The sequence below is a fragment of the Nitrosospira sp. NRS527 genome (genome assembly GCF_018406445.1).
In the GTDB taxonomy this organism is placed as follows: Bacteria; Pseudomonadota; Gammaproteobacteria; order Burkholderiales; family Nitrosomonadaceae; genus Nitrosospira; species Nitrosospira briensis.
In genome coordinates this window covers 622,353-638,421 of the sequence record NZ_AP024515.1, presented here as the reverse complement: position 1 = coordinate 638,421, position 16,069 = coordinate 622,353, and the positions used below count along the sequence as shown (strand labels likewise).

Sequence of the window (16,069 nt, the reverse complement as noted above, 5' to 3'; positions counted from 1 at the left end):
ATTTCAATCGAGGGGACGCGTTTTTCTGGACGTCGCGTCTTCCAGATCATCCAGGTCTTCCAGGTAGGGATAACGCACATGCCCAAAACGGATAACCAGAACCGCCAACGCGACCAGCACAATCGAGGCGGAGACACCAAGCAGCCTCATACTATCCATCTCCTTGATATCAACCGTCACATATCGCGCCATCGCCACCATTGCGATGTAAAGAGGGAATCGTACCGGCAGCTTGCCGGACTCGAAATATAACCCCACCATCGTCAGGATTTCAAGATAGAGAAACATCAGCAGCAAATCTGCGAGCGTAACTCTGGCGTTGTGTACCATCAGCATGGTTTCCTGATAACCTGCAAAAATCGTGGCCAACGCAATAACGATGAGTCCCGCAGCTTCAAAGAGTCGAAGCATCCGGTGGGAATAAATAGTGGTGCGGGGATTCAGCATTTTATTTTTCTGTGATGGTTTGCCAGCAATCAAAGCCAATACTACCTTTTCCAGATGACAATTCCAATTTCTGGCGTCGATTTCGATTGAAGCGGGTAACCATTATTGCAGGCGGCTCTATGGCCTTCCGCCGTATTCACCCTTCAAACTCAGCAGTAGTGCACTATCCACCCAACCGGTGAAAGGCAGATTCCCCTCTAGCACAGTGAATGGTTGCGCTGGTTCGCCTAGATCCGACAATACCACCGCCGCTCCGCTAAAATCCTGTAGTCGAGTGTAATCGCTGATGGTGATTATCGTATCGAGCCCTGCAGCGAGCGATGCTCTCAGCCCGTTTTCAGAATCTTCTATTGCCACGCATTGTTGCGCCGGTAACCCCAGTTGATCAAGTACCCAGTGATAAATATCCGGCTCAGGTTTTTTTCCGGGAACAATATCTCCCGCACCAATAACGTCGAACCAACCGGGGGAATCCTCCCCCAGCGTAGATTTCAAAAGTGCAGTTACGTTTTCCGGTGTCGTGGTAGTCGCAATAGCCATTTTTATATTCGTATCGCGCAAGTGATGGATCAGGCGAGCTACACCGGGACGTAGCGGAATTCCGCCGTTTTCGAGCAAATTCACATAATGCTTCGTTTTCACCTTATGCAAGCCGGCTATCCAGTCATCCAGTCCGCTTCTGCTCAGCTCCGCAGGTGCATGGCTTTCCATGAAATGCCGAATGCGCTCTTTTCCGCCTGTTATAGCCAGCAGTTCACCATAAAGTTCGACTTCCCATTCCCAGTTTAGGCCGAACTCTTCGAACGCGGCATTGAAAGCGAGACGATGTCCGTCACGCTCGGTATCAGCCAATGTGCCGTCAACGTCAAACAGTACCGCACGAACCGCGCTATTCATCACTATCTCCTTCATCTTGTCGCTTTATTTTCGATATTCTTTGTCATGGCACGACATGTTTCAATCATCGCGCTGCGCAGCACAACTGGCGCGCTGTAACCGATCCGCGATCGCCATCCAGCCTGGTTTATCCGGAGGCGCTTCCACCAGCAGGCGGTCGAACCGTTCCTGGTCGAACCGGCGCAACGTTCCATACAACAGGCGACCGTATGCCGCTGGTTCAGCAGGCATGGGAAAATGGGCGATGTTTTTATTTTCGGCGTGATCCATTTGCCGGTCAGACCACGCTATTATCACAATGCGCAATCCTTTTGTCCCGAGTTCGAGAGCACGATGAGATAATAATTCCGAATGCCAAAGCTCCAGCGGCGTTTCCGGCGCATAGTGAGACTTGAGCGCACCGGGCACGCGTACAGCGCGCTTCTCTTGTCCGGATAGTACCACTCTGCCTTTCAATACCTCTGCCAGCGCCGGCAACGGAATACCCCCCGGCCGCAATATGACGGCCATCTCGCCGTCAAAGCCGACAATTGTGCTTTCCAGGCCAACTCGACATGGACCACCATCTAGAATCATATCTACCGACTTACCCAGCTCTTCCTGCACATGAGCCGCCGTTGTAGGGCTTATACGCCCAAACCGGTTAGCGGACGGTGCGGCAAGCACTTTCTCCGGCCCCAGTGCATTCAATAAGGCAAGCGCGACGGGGTGATCCGGCACCCGCAATCCAACCGTATCCTGACCTCCCGTTACACTTTCCGGCACGTGTCGGCTGCGCCGCAATATCAAAGTCAGCGGCCCCGGCCAGAAGTATTCGGCCAGTTGCCAAGCCTGTTCGGGGACTTCTTGCGCCCAGCGTTGCAAATGGGATGAACCGGCAAAATGAACGATGAGGGGATGATTCACCGGCCGCTTTTTTATCTCGAACAGACGTCGTACCGCGGAAGGGCTGGAGATATCCGCCCCAAGGCCATAAACCGTTTCGGTGGGAAAGGCCACGACCCCGCCCGCCCTTAGCAGCGCAGCAGCAGCGATGATCTGGCTGTGCGGTTCCAGTGACGTCATCTAAGCGTCATTCTCGCCGACAGCACAGCATGATCGGAAGTTTGCGACCAGGGATGACCCCGATGCACCTGCGTCTTTTCTACCTGGAACCCTCGCACATAAATGCGATCGAGCCGGAACAACGGCAACGCGGAGGGATAGCTGCGCGCGGCTCTCCCCTCAGTCGACTCAAAAGCCTCGATCAGGCTGAATCGCTCAACCAGAACCCGGCTCGCTATTTCGCGCCAATCGTTGAAATCTCCGGCAATGACCAGCGGCGCCTGTTGAGGCACCAGTTGCTCGATATGCTGCCCCAACACTTGTAATTGCTGCGATTGTCCTCTCTTGAACAGCCCCAGGTGCACGCATATGCAGTGGAGTCTTTCCGGCCAGCCAGGAACATCGATCTCGCAATGGAGCAGGCCCCGGCTCTCGAAACGATGCGCCGAAACATCGAGATTGGCCCATCGCATGATAGGGTAACGGCTTAGAATTGCATTGCCGTGATGCCCTTCATTGTATACCGCGTTTTTTCCGTAGGCGAAATCCGACCAAACCGAATCGGCGAGAAACTCGTACTGGGGGTTGCATGGCCAGTTTTCGAAACGCGCCGCATGCCCCTTGTGGAAGCCGACCACTTCCTGCAAAAAAATGATGTCTGCATCAAGCGCGCGCAAGCCGTCACGCAACTGATGCAGCACTACGCGCCGATTAAAATGAGAAAAACCTTTGTGAATGTTATAGGTCGCGATATGCAGCGTATTGAGCATATGGTGAACGTCAGCTTATCCCGGAAAATTGATATGCATGCTACCTGCCAATATCCATTTCCGGTCCCTGGAGAAATCGTATTTTTTCATTATATTGAAACCTCCAGCATCCGTTCCAGTGCCAATTTTGCAAGTACCGCTTCGGCAGCCGGCACCTTGATCTGATTCACGACCTTGTCCGCGATCAGGTTTTCCAGCGTCCACGCCAGATGTTGCGGATCGATGCGGGCCATGGTGGAGCACATGCAGATTGTCGAGGCCATGAACTGCACTATTTTCCCTTCGGATTTGAACTCCTCCGCGATACGGCTGACCAGGTTCAGCTCGGTACCCACCAGCCAGCGGGTTCCCGCCTCCGCTTCACGGATGGTCTTGATGATGTACTCGGTAGAACCAACAAAATCGGAATTTTTACATACCTCGAAACTGCATTCCGGATGTGAAATCACCTTTCCGTCCGGATGCTGATTGCGGAATCGCAGTATGTGCTGCGGCTGAAACATCTGATGCACCGAACAATGCCCTTTCCATAGCAGGATTTTTGCTTTCCTGATTTGCTCCGGTGTAAGCCCACCCAGCGGCTCATCAAAATCCCACACCACCATCTCGTCCAGTGGGACCCCCAGCTTGTGGCCGCTCCAGCGTCCCAGATGCTGGTCCGGAAAAAACAGTACTTTTTCCCGGCGCGAAAAGGACCACTCCAGAATCTTTGTCGCATTACTGGAAGTGCAGACGATGCCGCCGTGCTCGCCGCAAAAGGCTTTTAGATCAGCGGCCGAATTAATATAGGTCACGGGCGTGACCGCCTCATCAGGGTCGAGCACTTCCGACAACTCGCGCCAGGCACGCTCCACCTTGGAAAGACTTGCCATATCCGCCATCGAGCAACCGGCCGCGAGATCAGGCAGGATGGTAACCTGCTCCGGCTTGGAGAGAACATCCGCCACTTCGGCCATGAAATGGACGCCACAAAACACCAGATAATCCGCATCCGTTTCCACGGCAAGGCGCGACAGCTTCAGGGAATCGCCGGTGAGATCGGCATGCTTATAAACATCCGCACGCTGATAATGATGGGCGAGTATTACGACGCGCTTTCCGAGTGCGGCTTTAGCCTCCACAATGCGCTGCGCGCAGTCGTCATCTTTCAAGGTATCAAAACGTTCAAATGCAATAGCTTCCGCTGGCATGGCTACTCCTGTTTTTTCCTCAAGAAACGGTTAGACAACCTCTAATAGGACCTGTGTGGATCGCTTACCAAGCGCCAAGCTGGCAACTGCAATGTAACTGAGCCGTTAAAGCCGGAATAATTCACTAGCATATGATGAGGCTGTTGACGCGATCATCTGCACAGGGCATTTCTTTTTTAACTACATCTCATTCCGGATGCTATCTTGCCAAGATCATGCTCCAGTATCCCGCCGGCAAACTCGGGTAGCTATGCAAAGGCTGCCCGGCAAATACTGTCAGACCAATATCCTAACTATCGGTTCTACCAGGCTCCAGGTATGGATTTTTTTCGCTGCGATTATTTCTGTCGCTTTTATCTGAAGCCAGCTTTCGTATCGCCTCCGCGTTAGTCGGGGAAAAAACCTTTTCCACTGCGTTCTCCCAGGGAAACCAGGCAAAGCGGAGATGCTCTCTTGCTGCCACCGAGACCGGAACCGGCTCTGGCACGAGCAGGCCGAAGACATGCTCGGTATTGTGCGTCACCTCCGGTGCATACCGCCAGCGCCATTCCTCATAAATCTCGTATTCGTTCTGAATGTTCCAGTCGGTCAATTCGTAGCGACCGGCATCCAGTCCGGTTTCCTCAGCCACTTCGCGCGTTGCCGTTTGCAGAAGCGTTTCGCCTTGATTCTGACTCCCCGTAACCGATTGCCAATACCCGGGATGATCCGCCCTCTCCAGCAACAGAACCTGCCTATCCGGCGTGTGGATGATTACCAGGACGGAAATCGGTGTCTTATAAATTTTCACCGCGAAGATTTCGCAAGGAATAGAGATTGGAAAATTGCTCCGACCTGCGGAGCGCATTGTTTTCAATCCGGATCTCCGCTGACCACGCACCAGGATTTTACTTTTGGCGCCTGCAGCTTACATATTGCGAAGCTTGATATGCAGTTCCCGCAACTGCTTTTCACCCACCGTACTGGGCGCATGCGTCAACAGGCATTGTGCGCGCTGCGTCTTCGGAAAAGCAATGACATCACGGATTGATTCGGAACCCGTCATCATCGCAACGATACGATCGAGTCCAAATGCAATGCCGCCATGCGGTGGCGCACCATATTGCAATGCTTCCAGCAGAAAACCAAATTTCTCACGTGCCTCATCGGCCCCGATATTGAGCGCGCGGAATACCTTTGACTGTACTTCCTGGCGATGGATACGCACTGAACCACCGCCAATTTCCGAGCCATTCAACACCATATCGTACGCCCTGGATAATGCGTTTCCGGGATCGCTCTCCAGCAAGTCTTCGTGGCCGTCCGCGGGAGAGGTAAACGGATGATGCAAGGCTTTCCAGCGGTTTTCTTCCTCATCGCGTTCGAACATGGGAAAATCGACTACCCACAGAGGCTTCCAACCGGATTCGGCAAGTCCACGGTCATGCCCGACCTTGGCGCGCAACGCACCAAGCGCCTCATTCACCACCTGGGCCTTGTCCGCACCGAAGAATATGAGATCGCCATCTTCCGCGCCCGTACGCTCCAGGATAACTTGTATCACTGCCTCTGGCAGAAACTTCAGTATCGGCGACTGCAGGCCTTCAAGACCTTTTTCCAGCGCGTTGACTTTGATATATGCGAGCCCCTTCGCCCCATATATTGCTGCGAAACTGGTGTAGTCATCTATTTCCTTGCGGGACAATGTCCCCCCCGCCGGTACCCGAAGCGCAGCCACTCGGCCCCCGGTTTTAAGGGCAGCTTCGCGGAAGACCTTGAATTCCACATCCCGCATCACATCGGTGAGCTCGGTCAGAACCAGCGAGACACGCAAATCCGGTTTGTCCGAACCGTACCGGGACATCGCTTCTCCGTATGCCAGGCGCGGGAAGGGACTTGGCAGATCAATATTCATTGTGTTTTTGAATATTCTGCAAATCATCTCCTCCATCAGCGCCATGATCTGGGCTTCATTCAGGAAAGATGTCTCGATATCGATCTGGGTGAATTCGGGCTGGCGATCGGCGCGCAAATCCTCATCGCGAAAGCATTTGGTGATCTGGTAGTAACGGTCGAATCCGGCGACCATCAGGAGTTGCTTGAACAACTGCGGCGATTGCGGAAGCGCAAAAAAATGCCCCGTGTTGACACGGGACGGCACCAGGTAATCCCGCGCACCCTCAGGCGTGGATTTGGTCAGCATCGGTGTTTCAACATCGATGAAGCCGTGCTGATCGAGAAATACGCGGACCGCCATCGCCACCTTGTAGCGCAATCGCAGGTTTTCCTGCATTTTCGGACGTCGCAGATCGAGATAGCGATGTTCCAGACGCACGGCTTCACTCAGGTTTTCGTCATCCATCAGAAACGGTGGCGTAAGCGAAGCATTGAGTATCTCAATGGACTGTACCAGCACCTCAATTTCGCCACTGACGAGGTCGGGGTTGACTGTGCCAGTCGGACGCGGTCTCACCGTGCCGGTAACTCGGAGTACGAACTCGTTGCGAATTTTCTCCGCGCTTTGAAAAGCGGGCGCATTGTCGGGGTCGCATACCACCTGCACCAACCCCTCGCGGTCTCGCAGATCGATGAATATGACGCCACCATGGTCGCGACGGCGATGCACCCAGCCATAGAGGGTGACATTCTGCTTCAGATATTTGGCATCAATGAGGCCGCAGTAGTCAGTACGCATGACAGCTCTGTAATTGGGGGAATAAGAAATCAGGATTTGTCGCTTGAAGCGGAACTGGCAGCGCCGCTGCCATGCAGCAGCGCTGCCTGTGATTGATTCGCGTCTTTTTTACCATTGCTGGGTGCGACGACACCCATGGAAATAATATATTTCAATGCCGCATCCACACTCATGTCGAGCTCGATCACATCACTTTTCGGCATCATCAGGAAGAATCCGGAAGTGGGGTTGGGCGTAGTCGGCACATAGACGCTCACATAGTCTCCCTTGAGATGATTGGCTACATCGCCGCCCGGATGTCCGGTCATGAACGCAATGGTCCACGAACCCTTACGCGGATATTGCACCAGCAATGCCTTACGAAACGCCTCCCCCTGACTGGAAAATAGCGTATCGCTGACTTGCTTGACCCCGTAATAGATCGATTTTACGACCGGTATGCGCCATAAAACACCTTCCCAGAATATCACCAGCCGCTGGCCGATAATATTGGTCGTCAGCAAGCCGGTGAGAAATACCACCAGCAAGGTTAACACCGTACCGACACCGGGCACATATACGCCCACAAACGCTTCAGGACGCAGGTTCTCCGGCAAGAGCAGCAGAGACTGATCCATGGTACCAATGAGAAATCTCAACGCCCAGGCGGTAATGCCAAGAGGCACCCAGATCAGAAGCCCGGTAATGAAATAGCGTTTCATATCAGGTGATTGGAAACTTACTCACCAGGACAGGCCGGGCACGCGGCACCCGCAGCCGGTGTTGCCGCAGGTCCGGTTTCACTCTTGACGGCGGCTGGCGCTTCCACATCGGATTTCGGTTTCGGCTTTGCACCGTTCTTGAAATCGGTAGCGTACCAGCCGCTACCCTTCAATTGAAAACCCGCAGCGGAAATAAGCTTGACATAAGCATCGCTGCCGCACGAAGGACACGCCGCAACCGGCGCATCGTTCACCTTTTGCAGATATTCTTTTTCAAAACCACAGGACCCGCAACGGTATTCATAGATCGGCATGACAGCCCTCCAATACAGCGGAATAGAAAAAATGAAATTATACCTCAACCACTTGGTTAACCGGGAAATATGGGCTGCAAGCGGGGATTACAAGATGGGGCTGCCGGATATACCTGGATGAGCTCGAATTAATGTCGGGATACGGAGCTTGTGCGATCAGCGGTGGTAGCAGTAGGATGGGTGAAGCGTAGCGCAACCCATCACTCACTTATTCCCGCGCCTTGCCAAATCGACAGCGGGGGTGTCCGATCACGGTTAATGTGCCGCGTTGCGTAGTTTTGATGGGTTGCGCTACGCTCCACCCATCCTACCCAAGCTGTACAAATGTCAAACGGAGAATGGTTCATAGGCATACGTCTGGATGAGCCTCGGATTAATGCTGGGATACGGAGTTTGTGTGATTAGGGTAGGAAGTGGACATAGGAAACAGGAAAGTGCCCCCGAGTAAAATACTGATGCGTGGATATTGAAAATGGGTCGAGCATATTCTCAGGCAGATCTACAGCGCAGATCAGGTCGGCATAGCACATCCCATCTCAATGCACGTTTATGATGTAATCGTCGCGATTGAGAGAACGATAAGGTTTTTCCTGACAAAATCGAGTGAACGCCAGATCTCCAGCCTCAGTTTCGGAGTCGGCTTCGATATCGTAATCAGCTAGAACGCCGCTGTAATTAGGCTCGCCGTTTATCGATGGCTCGGCAGGTGTTATAAGGACTTTGTATCTCATAACTCCTCCATATTTATCTCGCACCTGATTTCGAAAAATTTTATTCAGTCACGATTTATCGGGCTATACAAATACAGTATAGGCAATAATTGGCGCCCACGCCGGCACCTCGATAAAACGCCCTGGTAATCACACGGTAGCGCTTGCCCTCGGGCTCGGCCCCTCAGTAGTGCGCATCAGTGATATGGGGTGCGGTCCTCCTTGAAGATTTTCGGAACTCCTGATACTTCTCGAAATGTCAAAAAGACGCGAGTGGCGAACGGACGTTAAACAGGAAATATTCTTGATGCCTGAAAACTGCTTCTTCGATATCGAAGAAGCAGCATTTGATATGGTTCGATTAAAGCGTTTTGAGGTACTCCAGCAATGCCTTTTTCTCGTCAGCCGAAAGTGTAGTACCAAATTCATGACCACAGCGGCTGTTGCCGGAATTCCGATCACTGCAATCCGTAGTCGCCAGCGTATAGTCGAACTTGGTCTGCTCAATGGCAAGGCCTACATTAACTGTATCGTAAGCCGGACCGACCTTGAAGGAACTCACCCGTTCAGCCGCCGGTTTCAGCAACTCCGCCAGCGTGGGAACTGATCCATTATGAAGATAGGGAGCAGCAGCCCAGATGCCCTCGAGGACGCGCGATTCATACGCGTAGGAAGGTGTGGCTGTGGCAGCCATTGGGGGCGCCATGAACGCATCGCGAAGAGATTCTGTTTCCGGCGGAAAAGGAGACTGTGCACCCTTCATCCGAGCTTCGTCTTCGGTTTTCATCAGAACGGGAACGTAGTGCTGAAGAATGGAGCCGAGGACGGCCGTGCTCAGAACATTGAAGGCGGTATCGACGGGCTTTAGCGGCTTGGCGAGAAGCGGAATTTTCGCGCCGTCAAGCACACCCGTCTTGACGGTCCGGCCGAGAACCTCGTACTCCCTGGAATCCGTACCGACATCCATCACGGGCGTGGCCCAGGTTTTTTGGTTGGGAAATCGGGTTTGCCCCGGTTTGATGCTATGGCAATCGGCGCAGCCACCCTGTGCAGTATTGCGTACAAAGATCTCCTTGCCTTTATCGGCAAGTGCCTGATCTACCTTCCATATCCATTTGGGAGGGCCTATTTTTTTTACCAAATCTTCCAATGCGCCCAACCCCTGAAATTCAGCCGAGTTTTTGTGGAGGTAGTCGATTCCGAGCAGATGCCACGCATCTTTCTTTGGACGAAAAATCCCAAATACGCCATAAACTTCTCCAAGATTTCTGGCAAGGCCAAGAATATCGTTGCCATTGCTGGAGAAACCAGGCCACTGGGTCTTGTCCTGAATTGCGGCATTCCAGAGGAACGGATAGCGTACCGGCGCGATGGCTGGCTGAATGTTCTCCGGGATCATGCGAGTAGGCGAAGAACCAATATCGAGGCCGGCGAGCCGGTTGAAGATCATCGATACGGCGTCGAGTCGCGCCGGCCCCCAGGGCTGGTCAGGAAGTGAACGTCCAATCAACGTGTGATAGGGCAAATACCAGGCCTTCACTGCCGCTCGCAACGTCTCCTTGTCCTTTGAGGTCGCCGACGGACCCAGTACAGCGTGCGCGAAATCCGTGAACGCCTGTTTATTTGTCAGGATGGCGTTCACGGCGACATCGAGGTCAGCCAGGAAACTCTGGAAATCGATGATTCCCGGCCCACCGTCGATCAGATATGCGGTGCCGTCAACCTCAATTTGGCGGGTATGGCAGGCGGAACAATTCATGCCAATTTCCTGTTCTTCGCTTCCACTGGCAACGGTAAATCCAATAGGTAGTCCTGCGGGCTTACTGGTTTTATTGGGCAGGTAGCCGTATCGGCCAAGGCTTTCAGCCATGAATGGCTGGCCGTTTGGCTGCTTCAGTGCGGAGATCCAGCGCAACGGCATGATGCGTGACCCTTGGTCACGACTATAGAAATCCTTTCGATCTGAGGCTGTCCATTTCGTGCCTTGGTCCATGAGCACGGGTTCGGCGGCGGTTAAAGCCGGGGGCACGAGCAAGGCCAAGGTGGATAGAATGCTGCCAATACAGGATAGAACTTTGATTTTCAAGATTTATCTCCCCTCTTGATTAATGAATCGGGATATCTCATGGATCCGTCGCGTTCCTGCTGCCTCACGTTGCATGAAAGATTTGAGTGTCAACGTGTACGCCAACACCTAATCCTTATGAGCGAGAGTCACAAGTTATCGACGAATTTCGGAAACCTCCCGGTTGAATGGATCAAGCTGACTTGGATGCCGGGTCGCCCCGGAATACAGGTCAGTTGATGCCTGGCGGTACAATTGCGCAGTGCGCTCTTATTAATTATTGATTTTCGACTCCCCCGCCACGAGGGCGTTGGAGCTTGTCACCGCCTCCTTAACGGAGGGAAACTGGAGAATACTGTCGCTAATGGATGGTTTGAGGATCCAGCCGCAGGTGCTGCCTTGGCTGACCCGAAATCAGAACTAAAAGAGACTGAAAGAAGTATGGAGCAGGTAAAACAGGGGTAATCAGAAAAGAAGAAGGGGGTTTTTCTCGCTATTCAAGCATTGAGTAATAGCTTCTGTGTGGTTATGTTGTTACAGATGGTCCGATCCACGCTCCGACAAGAACCATCCCTGGCACACCTCGGCTCGTTTTGGTGTGCCAACCTACCCACGGGCAGAGCCTTCCTCATCCTCGGGCTGGTTCATCCAGCCATCTTCGCTGTCACACGCCATCCGGTGTTCTTCCGTCCAGATTCTTCCGTCCAGGACATCCGCTGAACCGCCTGGCGCACCTACGCTGATGGGCCGAGAAGATCGGCAAGGCAGGTGCCCTGCCAGCGGACAACACCAAACACCAGGCTGGGCATTCCCGAACACTGTTACGTGATCAACGAGTATAAGGCGAAGGATCTGGGGGACAGGCTGGACAGGATCACCGATCCCCACGTCCGCATGAGCCTGCGCCTGCAAGCGGTCTTCGGGCTGCGTCGCGAAGAGTCCATCAAGTTCCAGCTCAGCTATGTCGACCGTGACGACCATATCGCCATCAAGGGCTCCTGGGCCAAAGGCGGCCGCGGCCGAACAGTGCTGATCACGACGCCGGAGCAACGTGCAGTGCTAGACGAAATCCATCGGCTGGTGGGCTCGGGCTCATTGATCCCAGCACACAAGGCCTACATCCAGCAGCGACATGTCTATGACGGGCAGTGCAAGGTGGCGGCGCTGAGCAACATGTGCGGGCTGCGGCATCATTATGCACAGATGCGGTATGAAGTATTGACGGGCTGGAAAGCACCAGCGACTGGTGGGATTCATCATTCGAGCATGCCCCCTGCTCAACGTGTTCAAGATCGACAAGCTCGGCAGATCATCAGTCGTGATCTAGGGCATGAGTGGATCGGTGTCGTCTCGATTTACCTAGGCCGGTAGAACAGCATTCAGGCTGCTTGCCCCAACGGGAGCGCATTCAATTCCGCACGGGCCTCCCGCCAAGCGGGATAGTGCTGATCCAGCAACGCGATGAAGCGCTCACTGTGCGTCGGCTCAATCAAATGGATCATCTCGTGCACGATCACGTATTCGAGCAGGTCCCGAGGCTTCTTGACCAGTTCCGTATTGAGTCGGATATGAGTGCGCCGGTGATTGCAACTGCCCCATTTAGTTTTCATGCGCTGAAGGAAGTAGCCAGCCGCCTTGACACCGATGCGCTGTTCCCAACGTTCGATCAAGGGAGGGATAGCGTGGTGCAGCAAGGATCGTTGCCAAGCTTGGTAGATGGCCTCGCGCCTACTTGTATCGGTTTCAGGACGGACGTTCAGGGTGATACGCCGGTGATCCATTTTCACGGCAGGCGGGACATCCTGCTCCACCACCGTGAGCAGATATCGGCGGCCCCAGATGTAATGGCTTTCCCGCGTGACGAACTGGCGGGGCGTTTCGCGCGCCTGTGCATGCAACTGCGCCTGTTGCTGGCGAATCCAGCCCAGTTTGGAAATGGCATAGACGCGCGCCACCTCCAGTCGCGTGCCGGTCGGTGCCACCAGAGTCACCTTGCCCTGAGGTGGATGCACGGAAAGGTGGACGTTCTTCACCGCCTTGAAGGTGACGGCGATGTCCAGTCCGCCCAGCCGTATGTGCGTCTGCGTCATGGGTAGCCTGGCTGATTCTTCAGCAAATCGAACAGCCTGAGTGTGGCCTTACGATCCCGGCCTGTCAGCGGATGCAGGAAGTTCTGGACGATGCGCTCCTTGGCTTCGTCGCCGCGCCAGCTCGCTGGAGCTTCCTCACGCATGATGCGGTCGATCTTCAGCGCCAGCAGGGCCAGCTGGTCGCCGTAATCTGCCGCCGGCTCCCTTACGACGTTTTCCTCGGATAAAGTGTCGTCGGAAACAATATCCGGCAGGTTGCGGTAGATCACCAGCGCACTGGCGTTGCCGCGCAAGACGGCGGGCTCATCGCTGTCGGGCTGCTGCTCGTGCAACTTCTTCACCAGGGCTTCGGCATCACGCAGGAATTTTTCATAGGCTTCGGTGCCCTCACGGCTTTGCTGAATCAGATCATCGAGCAGCTTGGACATCTGCTCGTAGAAACGTGGATCGGTCAGGCGGTCGCGGATGATGGTCTTGCGGACGTTGTTGATGATGGTTTCCGCAATGGCATTCTTCGACAGCCGGCCCTTCTCGTTGAGCTTGCGGGCGATGGCATCGTGGATGCCGGTCTCGATGATCAGCTCGGTCAGTGACAGTTCGCCGAGTTCACCCAGGGCCTGCGCCGGTTCCGCCTGGATGTAGGTGTTGATGAGATGGCGCATGTCGGCCTCGTAGGGCTTGATGTCCAGCTCTTCGCCGCTGTAGTGCTTGATCGCCGAACGCACTTCTGCATAGAACTCGGTTTCCCTCCGCAGGGTCTCGGTTTCGGCGTCCGAATAGCCCGCCCCGGTCAGATCCTGAGCGATAGCAGCAAAGGCGCGCAGATAGGTCGTCACGGCCTTGTAAAAAGCGATGCGCAGCGCCTCGGTTTTCACCAGGGCTTCCGGGTTGCCGGCATGGCCGCAGAAATAGTGGATGAACTGCTCCAGCTCGCGCGGCTGCGGCACCGGTTCGCACAGGTAGTGCAGCGCTTCGCGCGCCTCGTCCAGTTGCTTGCGGCCCTCATCCAGCCAGTTCTTCAGGTAGACGTTGTTGTCGCCGCCGTTGCCCTTGTCGATGTCCAGTTCGTCGGAGCTGTACACCGCAATCGCCTGCTGCACGTCGCCGAACAGTTCCTTGTAATCGACGATATGGCCATAGTCCTTGTCGTTGCCATCGAGTCGGTTGGTACGGCAGATGGCCTGGAACAGATTGTGGTCGTGCAGCTCGTTGTCCAAATAGATGTAGGTGCAACTGGGCGCATCGAAGCCGGTGAGCAGCTTGCTGACCACGATCAGTAGCTTCATGCGTGCCGGTTCCTCGATGAATCGGCGCTTGATCTCGTCCTCGTACTGTTTAGTGCTGCGGTCGTCGCGCAACACGTACTGCTTGTACGTGTCGTATTTGTAGCGTTCGTCGCTACCGGATGATTCGCGGGAAATTGTAGCAGGATTGGGCTCGTAGGAGGTGATGACGCCCACCTGCCGGCCAAACGGCGTGTTCTGGAACAGCCGGTAGTAATGGCAGGCATCGTAGATCGACGCCGCTACCAGGATCGCCGTACCTCGATCATTGTTCAGGCGCGGCTTGAGGCTGAAGTCCTCAATGATGTCGGCAACGATGCGATCCTTGCGCTCCTTGGCGCTCATCAACTCTTCCATCGTCGCCCAGCGCTTGCGCAGGATGGCCTTCTGGAAATTGTTCAGTCCGCGCGTCTTGTTCTCGAACCAGGCGTCGATGGCCTTGCGCGAGGTCAACCGTTGCGGCACGTCGCGGGCTTCGTACTTGAGATCCAGCACCACCTTGTCGGCCACAGCCTCATGGAATTTGTAGGTGTGGATGTAAGTGCCGAATATGTTGCGCGTGGTCTGCCGATCCTTTCGCAGTAGCGGCGTGCCGGTGAAGCCGATGAAGATGGAGTCGGTCAGCCAGCGCTTCATCTGCTTGTTCATGTTGCCGCCCTGGGTGCGGTGGCACTCATCCACGAACACGTAGAAACGCCCATGGATGGGCGGCGGCTCGCCCTTGAGGTCGGCCGCATCGAACTTGTGGATCAGCGCGCACAGCAGGCGCGGCGCGGTGGCACCGAGCTTCTGCACGAACTCTGCTCGCGTGGTGATGCGCGGCGAGGGCGATTCCGGATCGATCACCCTGGAGTTGCGCATCACCCCTTCGATCTGCTTGTCTAACTCGTCGCGGTCCGTCACCACTAGCACCCGCGCCTGCGGGTCGTGCTCCAGCAACCACTTGGCTAGCAACACCATCAAGATGCTCTTGCCACTGCCCTGCGTGTGCCAGATCACGCCGCCTTCGCGCTGCCGGATGCGTGCCTGCGCGGCCTTGATGCCTTGGTACTGGTGCGGCCTCGGCACCTTCTTCTGACCGGCATCGAAGATCAAGAAATTGCGGATCAGGTCGAGCAACCGATCCGGCCGGCATATCTGCGCCAGTGGACGGTCCAGCAAGGCACCCGACGTTCCCGAAAGGGCCACTCCCGGTTCCTCGTCCTTCCACTGCACAAAGAATTGTTCCGGCGTGCCGATGGTGCCATAGTGCAGTCCCTGCGCATCGCTGCCCGCCAACAGCAACTGCACGGTGCTGAAGAATCTCTGGTTGAAGATCTGTTCCTGGTTGCTGATCAACTGGCGAACGCCATCACCCACCTCCACCGAACTGCGCTTAAGTTCGATCACCACCACGGCCAGGCCATTGAGGTAGAGCACGATGTCCGGCCGGCGCGTGTTCCCTCCTTTCAGCGTGACCTCCTCGGCCAACGCGAAGTGATTGCGTTCTGGATGCACCCAATCGATCAACTGCACCGTTTCATGGGATTGGCCGATGGCAACCTGCACTTGTACGCCGTAGCGCAGCAACTGGTACGCACGCAGGTTGGCCTGGTAGGGTGTCATGCCCGTGACGTCCACTGCGGTTTCCAGCTTCTGCAACGCGGCGCTGATGTGGGCGGGCGAGTAACCGCGCGCACTCAGATTGGCGCGCAACAATTCGACTTCGATGGCGCGGTTGTTGTCGCGCTTGCTCCAGTTGCAAAGGTAGTCGTAGCCGAGGCCACCATCCGCTGGCGGGGACGTGAAATACTTGACCACGCGGTTCTGCGTGGCGCGTTCGCTGCGCGATATCTGGCTCATGCTGTAGCCTCAACATGCTTTGGCGACCAGACCTGATCGACC

The 16,069-nt window shown here is 55.0% G+C and carries 14 protein-coding genes; 1 reads left to right on the top strand and 13 read right to left on the bottom strand.

Annotated elements, in window-relative coordinates:
- Positions 1 to 3: 3 nt before the first annotated feature.
- The 11 genes from KJS40_RS02900 to KJS40_RS02850 all read right to left on the bottom strand — a co-directional run bounded on the left by KJS40_RS02900 (position 4) and on the right by KJS40_RS02850 (position 10,833).
- Positions 4 to 486, bottom strand: a complete 483-nt coding sequence (locus KJS40_RS02900; RefSeq protein WP_244859676.1) for a phosphate-starvation-inducible PsiE family protein — start codon at positions 484 to 486, stop codon at positions 4 to 6.
- Between the two features lie 78 nt (positions 487 to 564).
- Positions 565 to 1,344, bottom strand: a complete 780-nt coding sequence (locus tag KJS40_RS02895; RefSeq protein WP_213538997.1) for an HAD family hydrolase — start codon at positions 1,342 to 1,344, stop codon at positions 565 to 567.
- Between the two features lie 60 nt (positions 1,345 to 1,404).
- Positions 1,405 to 2,409 (bottom strand): L-threonylcarbamoyladenylate synthase, encoded by a 1,005-nt coding sequence (locus KJS40_RS02890; RefSeq protein WP_213538996.1) that lies wholly within the window; start codon positions 2,407 to 2,409, stop codon positions 1,405 to 1,407.
- Positions 2,406 to 3,158 (bottom strand): endonuclease/exonuclease/phosphatase family protein, encoded by a 753-nt coding sequence (locus KJS40_RS02885; RefSeq protein WP_213538995.1) that lies wholly within the window; start codon positions 3,156 to 3,158, stop codon positions 2,406 to 2,408. The genes KJS40_RS02890 and KJS40_RS02885 overlap by 4 nt, the downstream gene beginning before the upstream one ends.
- Positions 3,159 to 3,247: 89 nt before the next feature.
- A complete protein-coding gene (nadA, locus tag KJS40_RS02880) occupies positions 3,248 to 4,348 on the bottom strand; it encodes a quinolinate synthase NadA (RefSeq protein ID WP_213538994.1) in 1,101 nt (366 codons plus the stop codon).
- A gap of 289 nt (positions 4,349 to 4,637) precedes the next feature.
- Positions 4,638 to 5,138, bottom strand: coding sequence for a dihydroneopterin triphosphate diphosphatase (gene nudB / locus KJS40_RS02875; RefSeq protein ID WP_244859675.1), 501 nt, complete (start codon positions 5,136 to 5,138; stop codon positions 4,638 to 4,640).
- A 117-nt stretch (positions 5,139 to 5,255) separates the two neighbouring features.
- Complete coding sequence (gene aspS / locus KJS40_RS02870) at positions 5,256 to 7,022, bottom strand: aspartate--tRNA ligase (protein WP_213538992.1); 1,767 nt, start codon at positions 7,020 to 7,022, stop codon at positions 5,256 to 5,258.
- 29 nt (positions 7,023 to 7,051) lie between these two features.
- On the bottom strand, positions 7,052 to 7,723 hold the full coding sequence (locus tag KJS40_RS02865) for a DUF502 domain-containing protein (RefSeq protein ID WP_213538991.1): 672 nt from the start codon (positions 7,721 to 7,723) through the stop codon (positions 7,052 to 7,054).
- Between the two features lie 17 nt (positions 7,724 to 7,740).
- On the bottom strand, positions 7,741 to 8,037 hold the full coding sequence (locus KJS40_RS02860; protein WP_213538990.1) for a zinc ribbon domain-containing protein: 297 nt from the start codon (positions 8,035 to 8,037) through the stop codon (positions 7,741 to 7,743).
- A 536-nt stretch (positions 8,038 to 8,573) separates the two neighbouring features.
- The gene (locus KJS40_RS02855) at positions 8,574 to 8,768 is read right to left on the bottom strand and encodes a hypothetical protein (RefSeq protein WP_156304345.1); all 195 of its coding nucleotides are present in this window, start codon (positions 8,766 to 8,768) and stop codon (positions 8,574 to 8,576) included.
- A 340-nt stretch (positions 8,769 to 9,108) separates the two neighbouring features.
- On the bottom strand, positions 9,109 to 10,833 hold the full coding sequence (locus KJS40_RS02850; protein WP_213538989.1) for a di-heme-cytochrome C peroxidase: 1,725 nt from the start codon (positions 10,831 to 10,833) through the stop codon (positions 9,109 to 9,111).
- Positions 10,834 to 11,637: 804 nt separating this feature from the next.
- Between KJS40_RS02850 and KJS40_RS02845 the strand changes: the two genes are divergently transcribed.
- Entirely contained in the window at positions 11,638 to 12,183 is a 546-nt protein-coding gene (locus KJS40_RS02845) for an integrase domain-containing protein (protein WP_213538988.1), read from the top strand.
- An 8-nt stretch (positions 12,184 to 12,191) separates the two neighbouring features.
- On the opposite strand, the gene KJS40_RS02840 is transcribed toward KJS40_RS02845, so the two are convergent.
- Positions 12,192 to 12,902 carry a SprT family zinc-dependent metalloprotease gene (locus tag KJS40_RS02840; protein WP_213538987.1) on the bottom strand — a complete coding sequence of 237 codons (711 nt, stop codon included), beginning with the start codon at positions 12,900 to 12,902 and terminating at the stop codon, positions 12,192 to 12,194.
- The gene (locus KJS40_RS02835; RefSeq protein WP_213538986.1) at positions 12,899 to 16,027 is read right to left on the bottom strand and encodes a type I restriction endonuclease subunit R; all 3,129 of its coding nucleotides are present in this window, start codon (positions 16,025 to 16,027) and stop codon (positions 12,899 to 12,901) included. Before KJS40_RS02835 ends, KJS40_RS02840 begins: the two co-directional genes overlap by 4 nt.
- Between the last annotated feature and the right edge of the window lie 42 nt (positions 16,028 to 16,069).

What these genes read in the sequence shown, in the direction of transcription:
- KJS40_RS02895 (WP_213538997.1), bottom strand. Translation starts at nt 1,344, where the DNA reads ATGAATAGCGCGGTTCGTGCGGTACTGTTTGACGTTGACGGCACATTG.
- KJS40_RS02890 (WP_213538996.1), bottom strand. Translation starts at nt 2,409, where the DNA reads ATGACGTCACTGGAACCGCACAGCCAGATCATCGCTGCTGCTGCGCTG.
- KJS40_RS02885 (WP_213538995.1), bottom strand. Translation starts at nt 3,158, where the DNA reads ATGCTCAATACGCTGCATATCGCGACCTATAACATTCACAAAGGTTTT.
- nadA (WP_213538994.1), bottom strand. Translation starts at nt 4,348, where the DNA reads ATGCCAGCGGAAGCTATTGCATTTGAACGTTTTGATACCTTGAAAGAT.
- aspS (WP_213538992.1), bottom strand. Translation starts at nt 7,022, where the DNA reads ATGCGTACTGACTACTGCGGCCTCATTGATGCCAAATATCTGAAGCAG.
- KJS40_RS02865 (WP_213538991.1), bottom strand. Translation starts at nt 7,723, where the DNA reads ATGAAACGCTATTTCATTACCGGGCTTCTGATCTGGGTGCCTCTTGGC.
- KJS40_RS02860 (WP_213538990.1), bottom strand. Translation starts at nt 8,037, where the DNA reads ATGCCGATCTATGAATACCGTTGCGGGTCCTGTGGTTTTGAAAAAGAA.
- KJS40_RS02855 (WP_156304345.1), bottom strand. Translation starts at nt 8,768, where the DNA reads ATGAGATACAAAGTCCTTATAACACCTGCCGAGCCATCGATAAACGGC.
- KJS40_RS02840 (WP_213538987.1), bottom strand. Translation starts at nt 12,902, where the DNA reads ATGACGCAGACGCACATACGGCTGGGCGGACTGGACATCGCCGTCACC.
- KJS40_RS02835 (WP_213538986.1), bottom strand. Translation starts at nt 16,027, where the DNA reads ATGAGCCAGATATCGCGCAGCGAACGCGCCACGCAGAACCGCGTGGTC.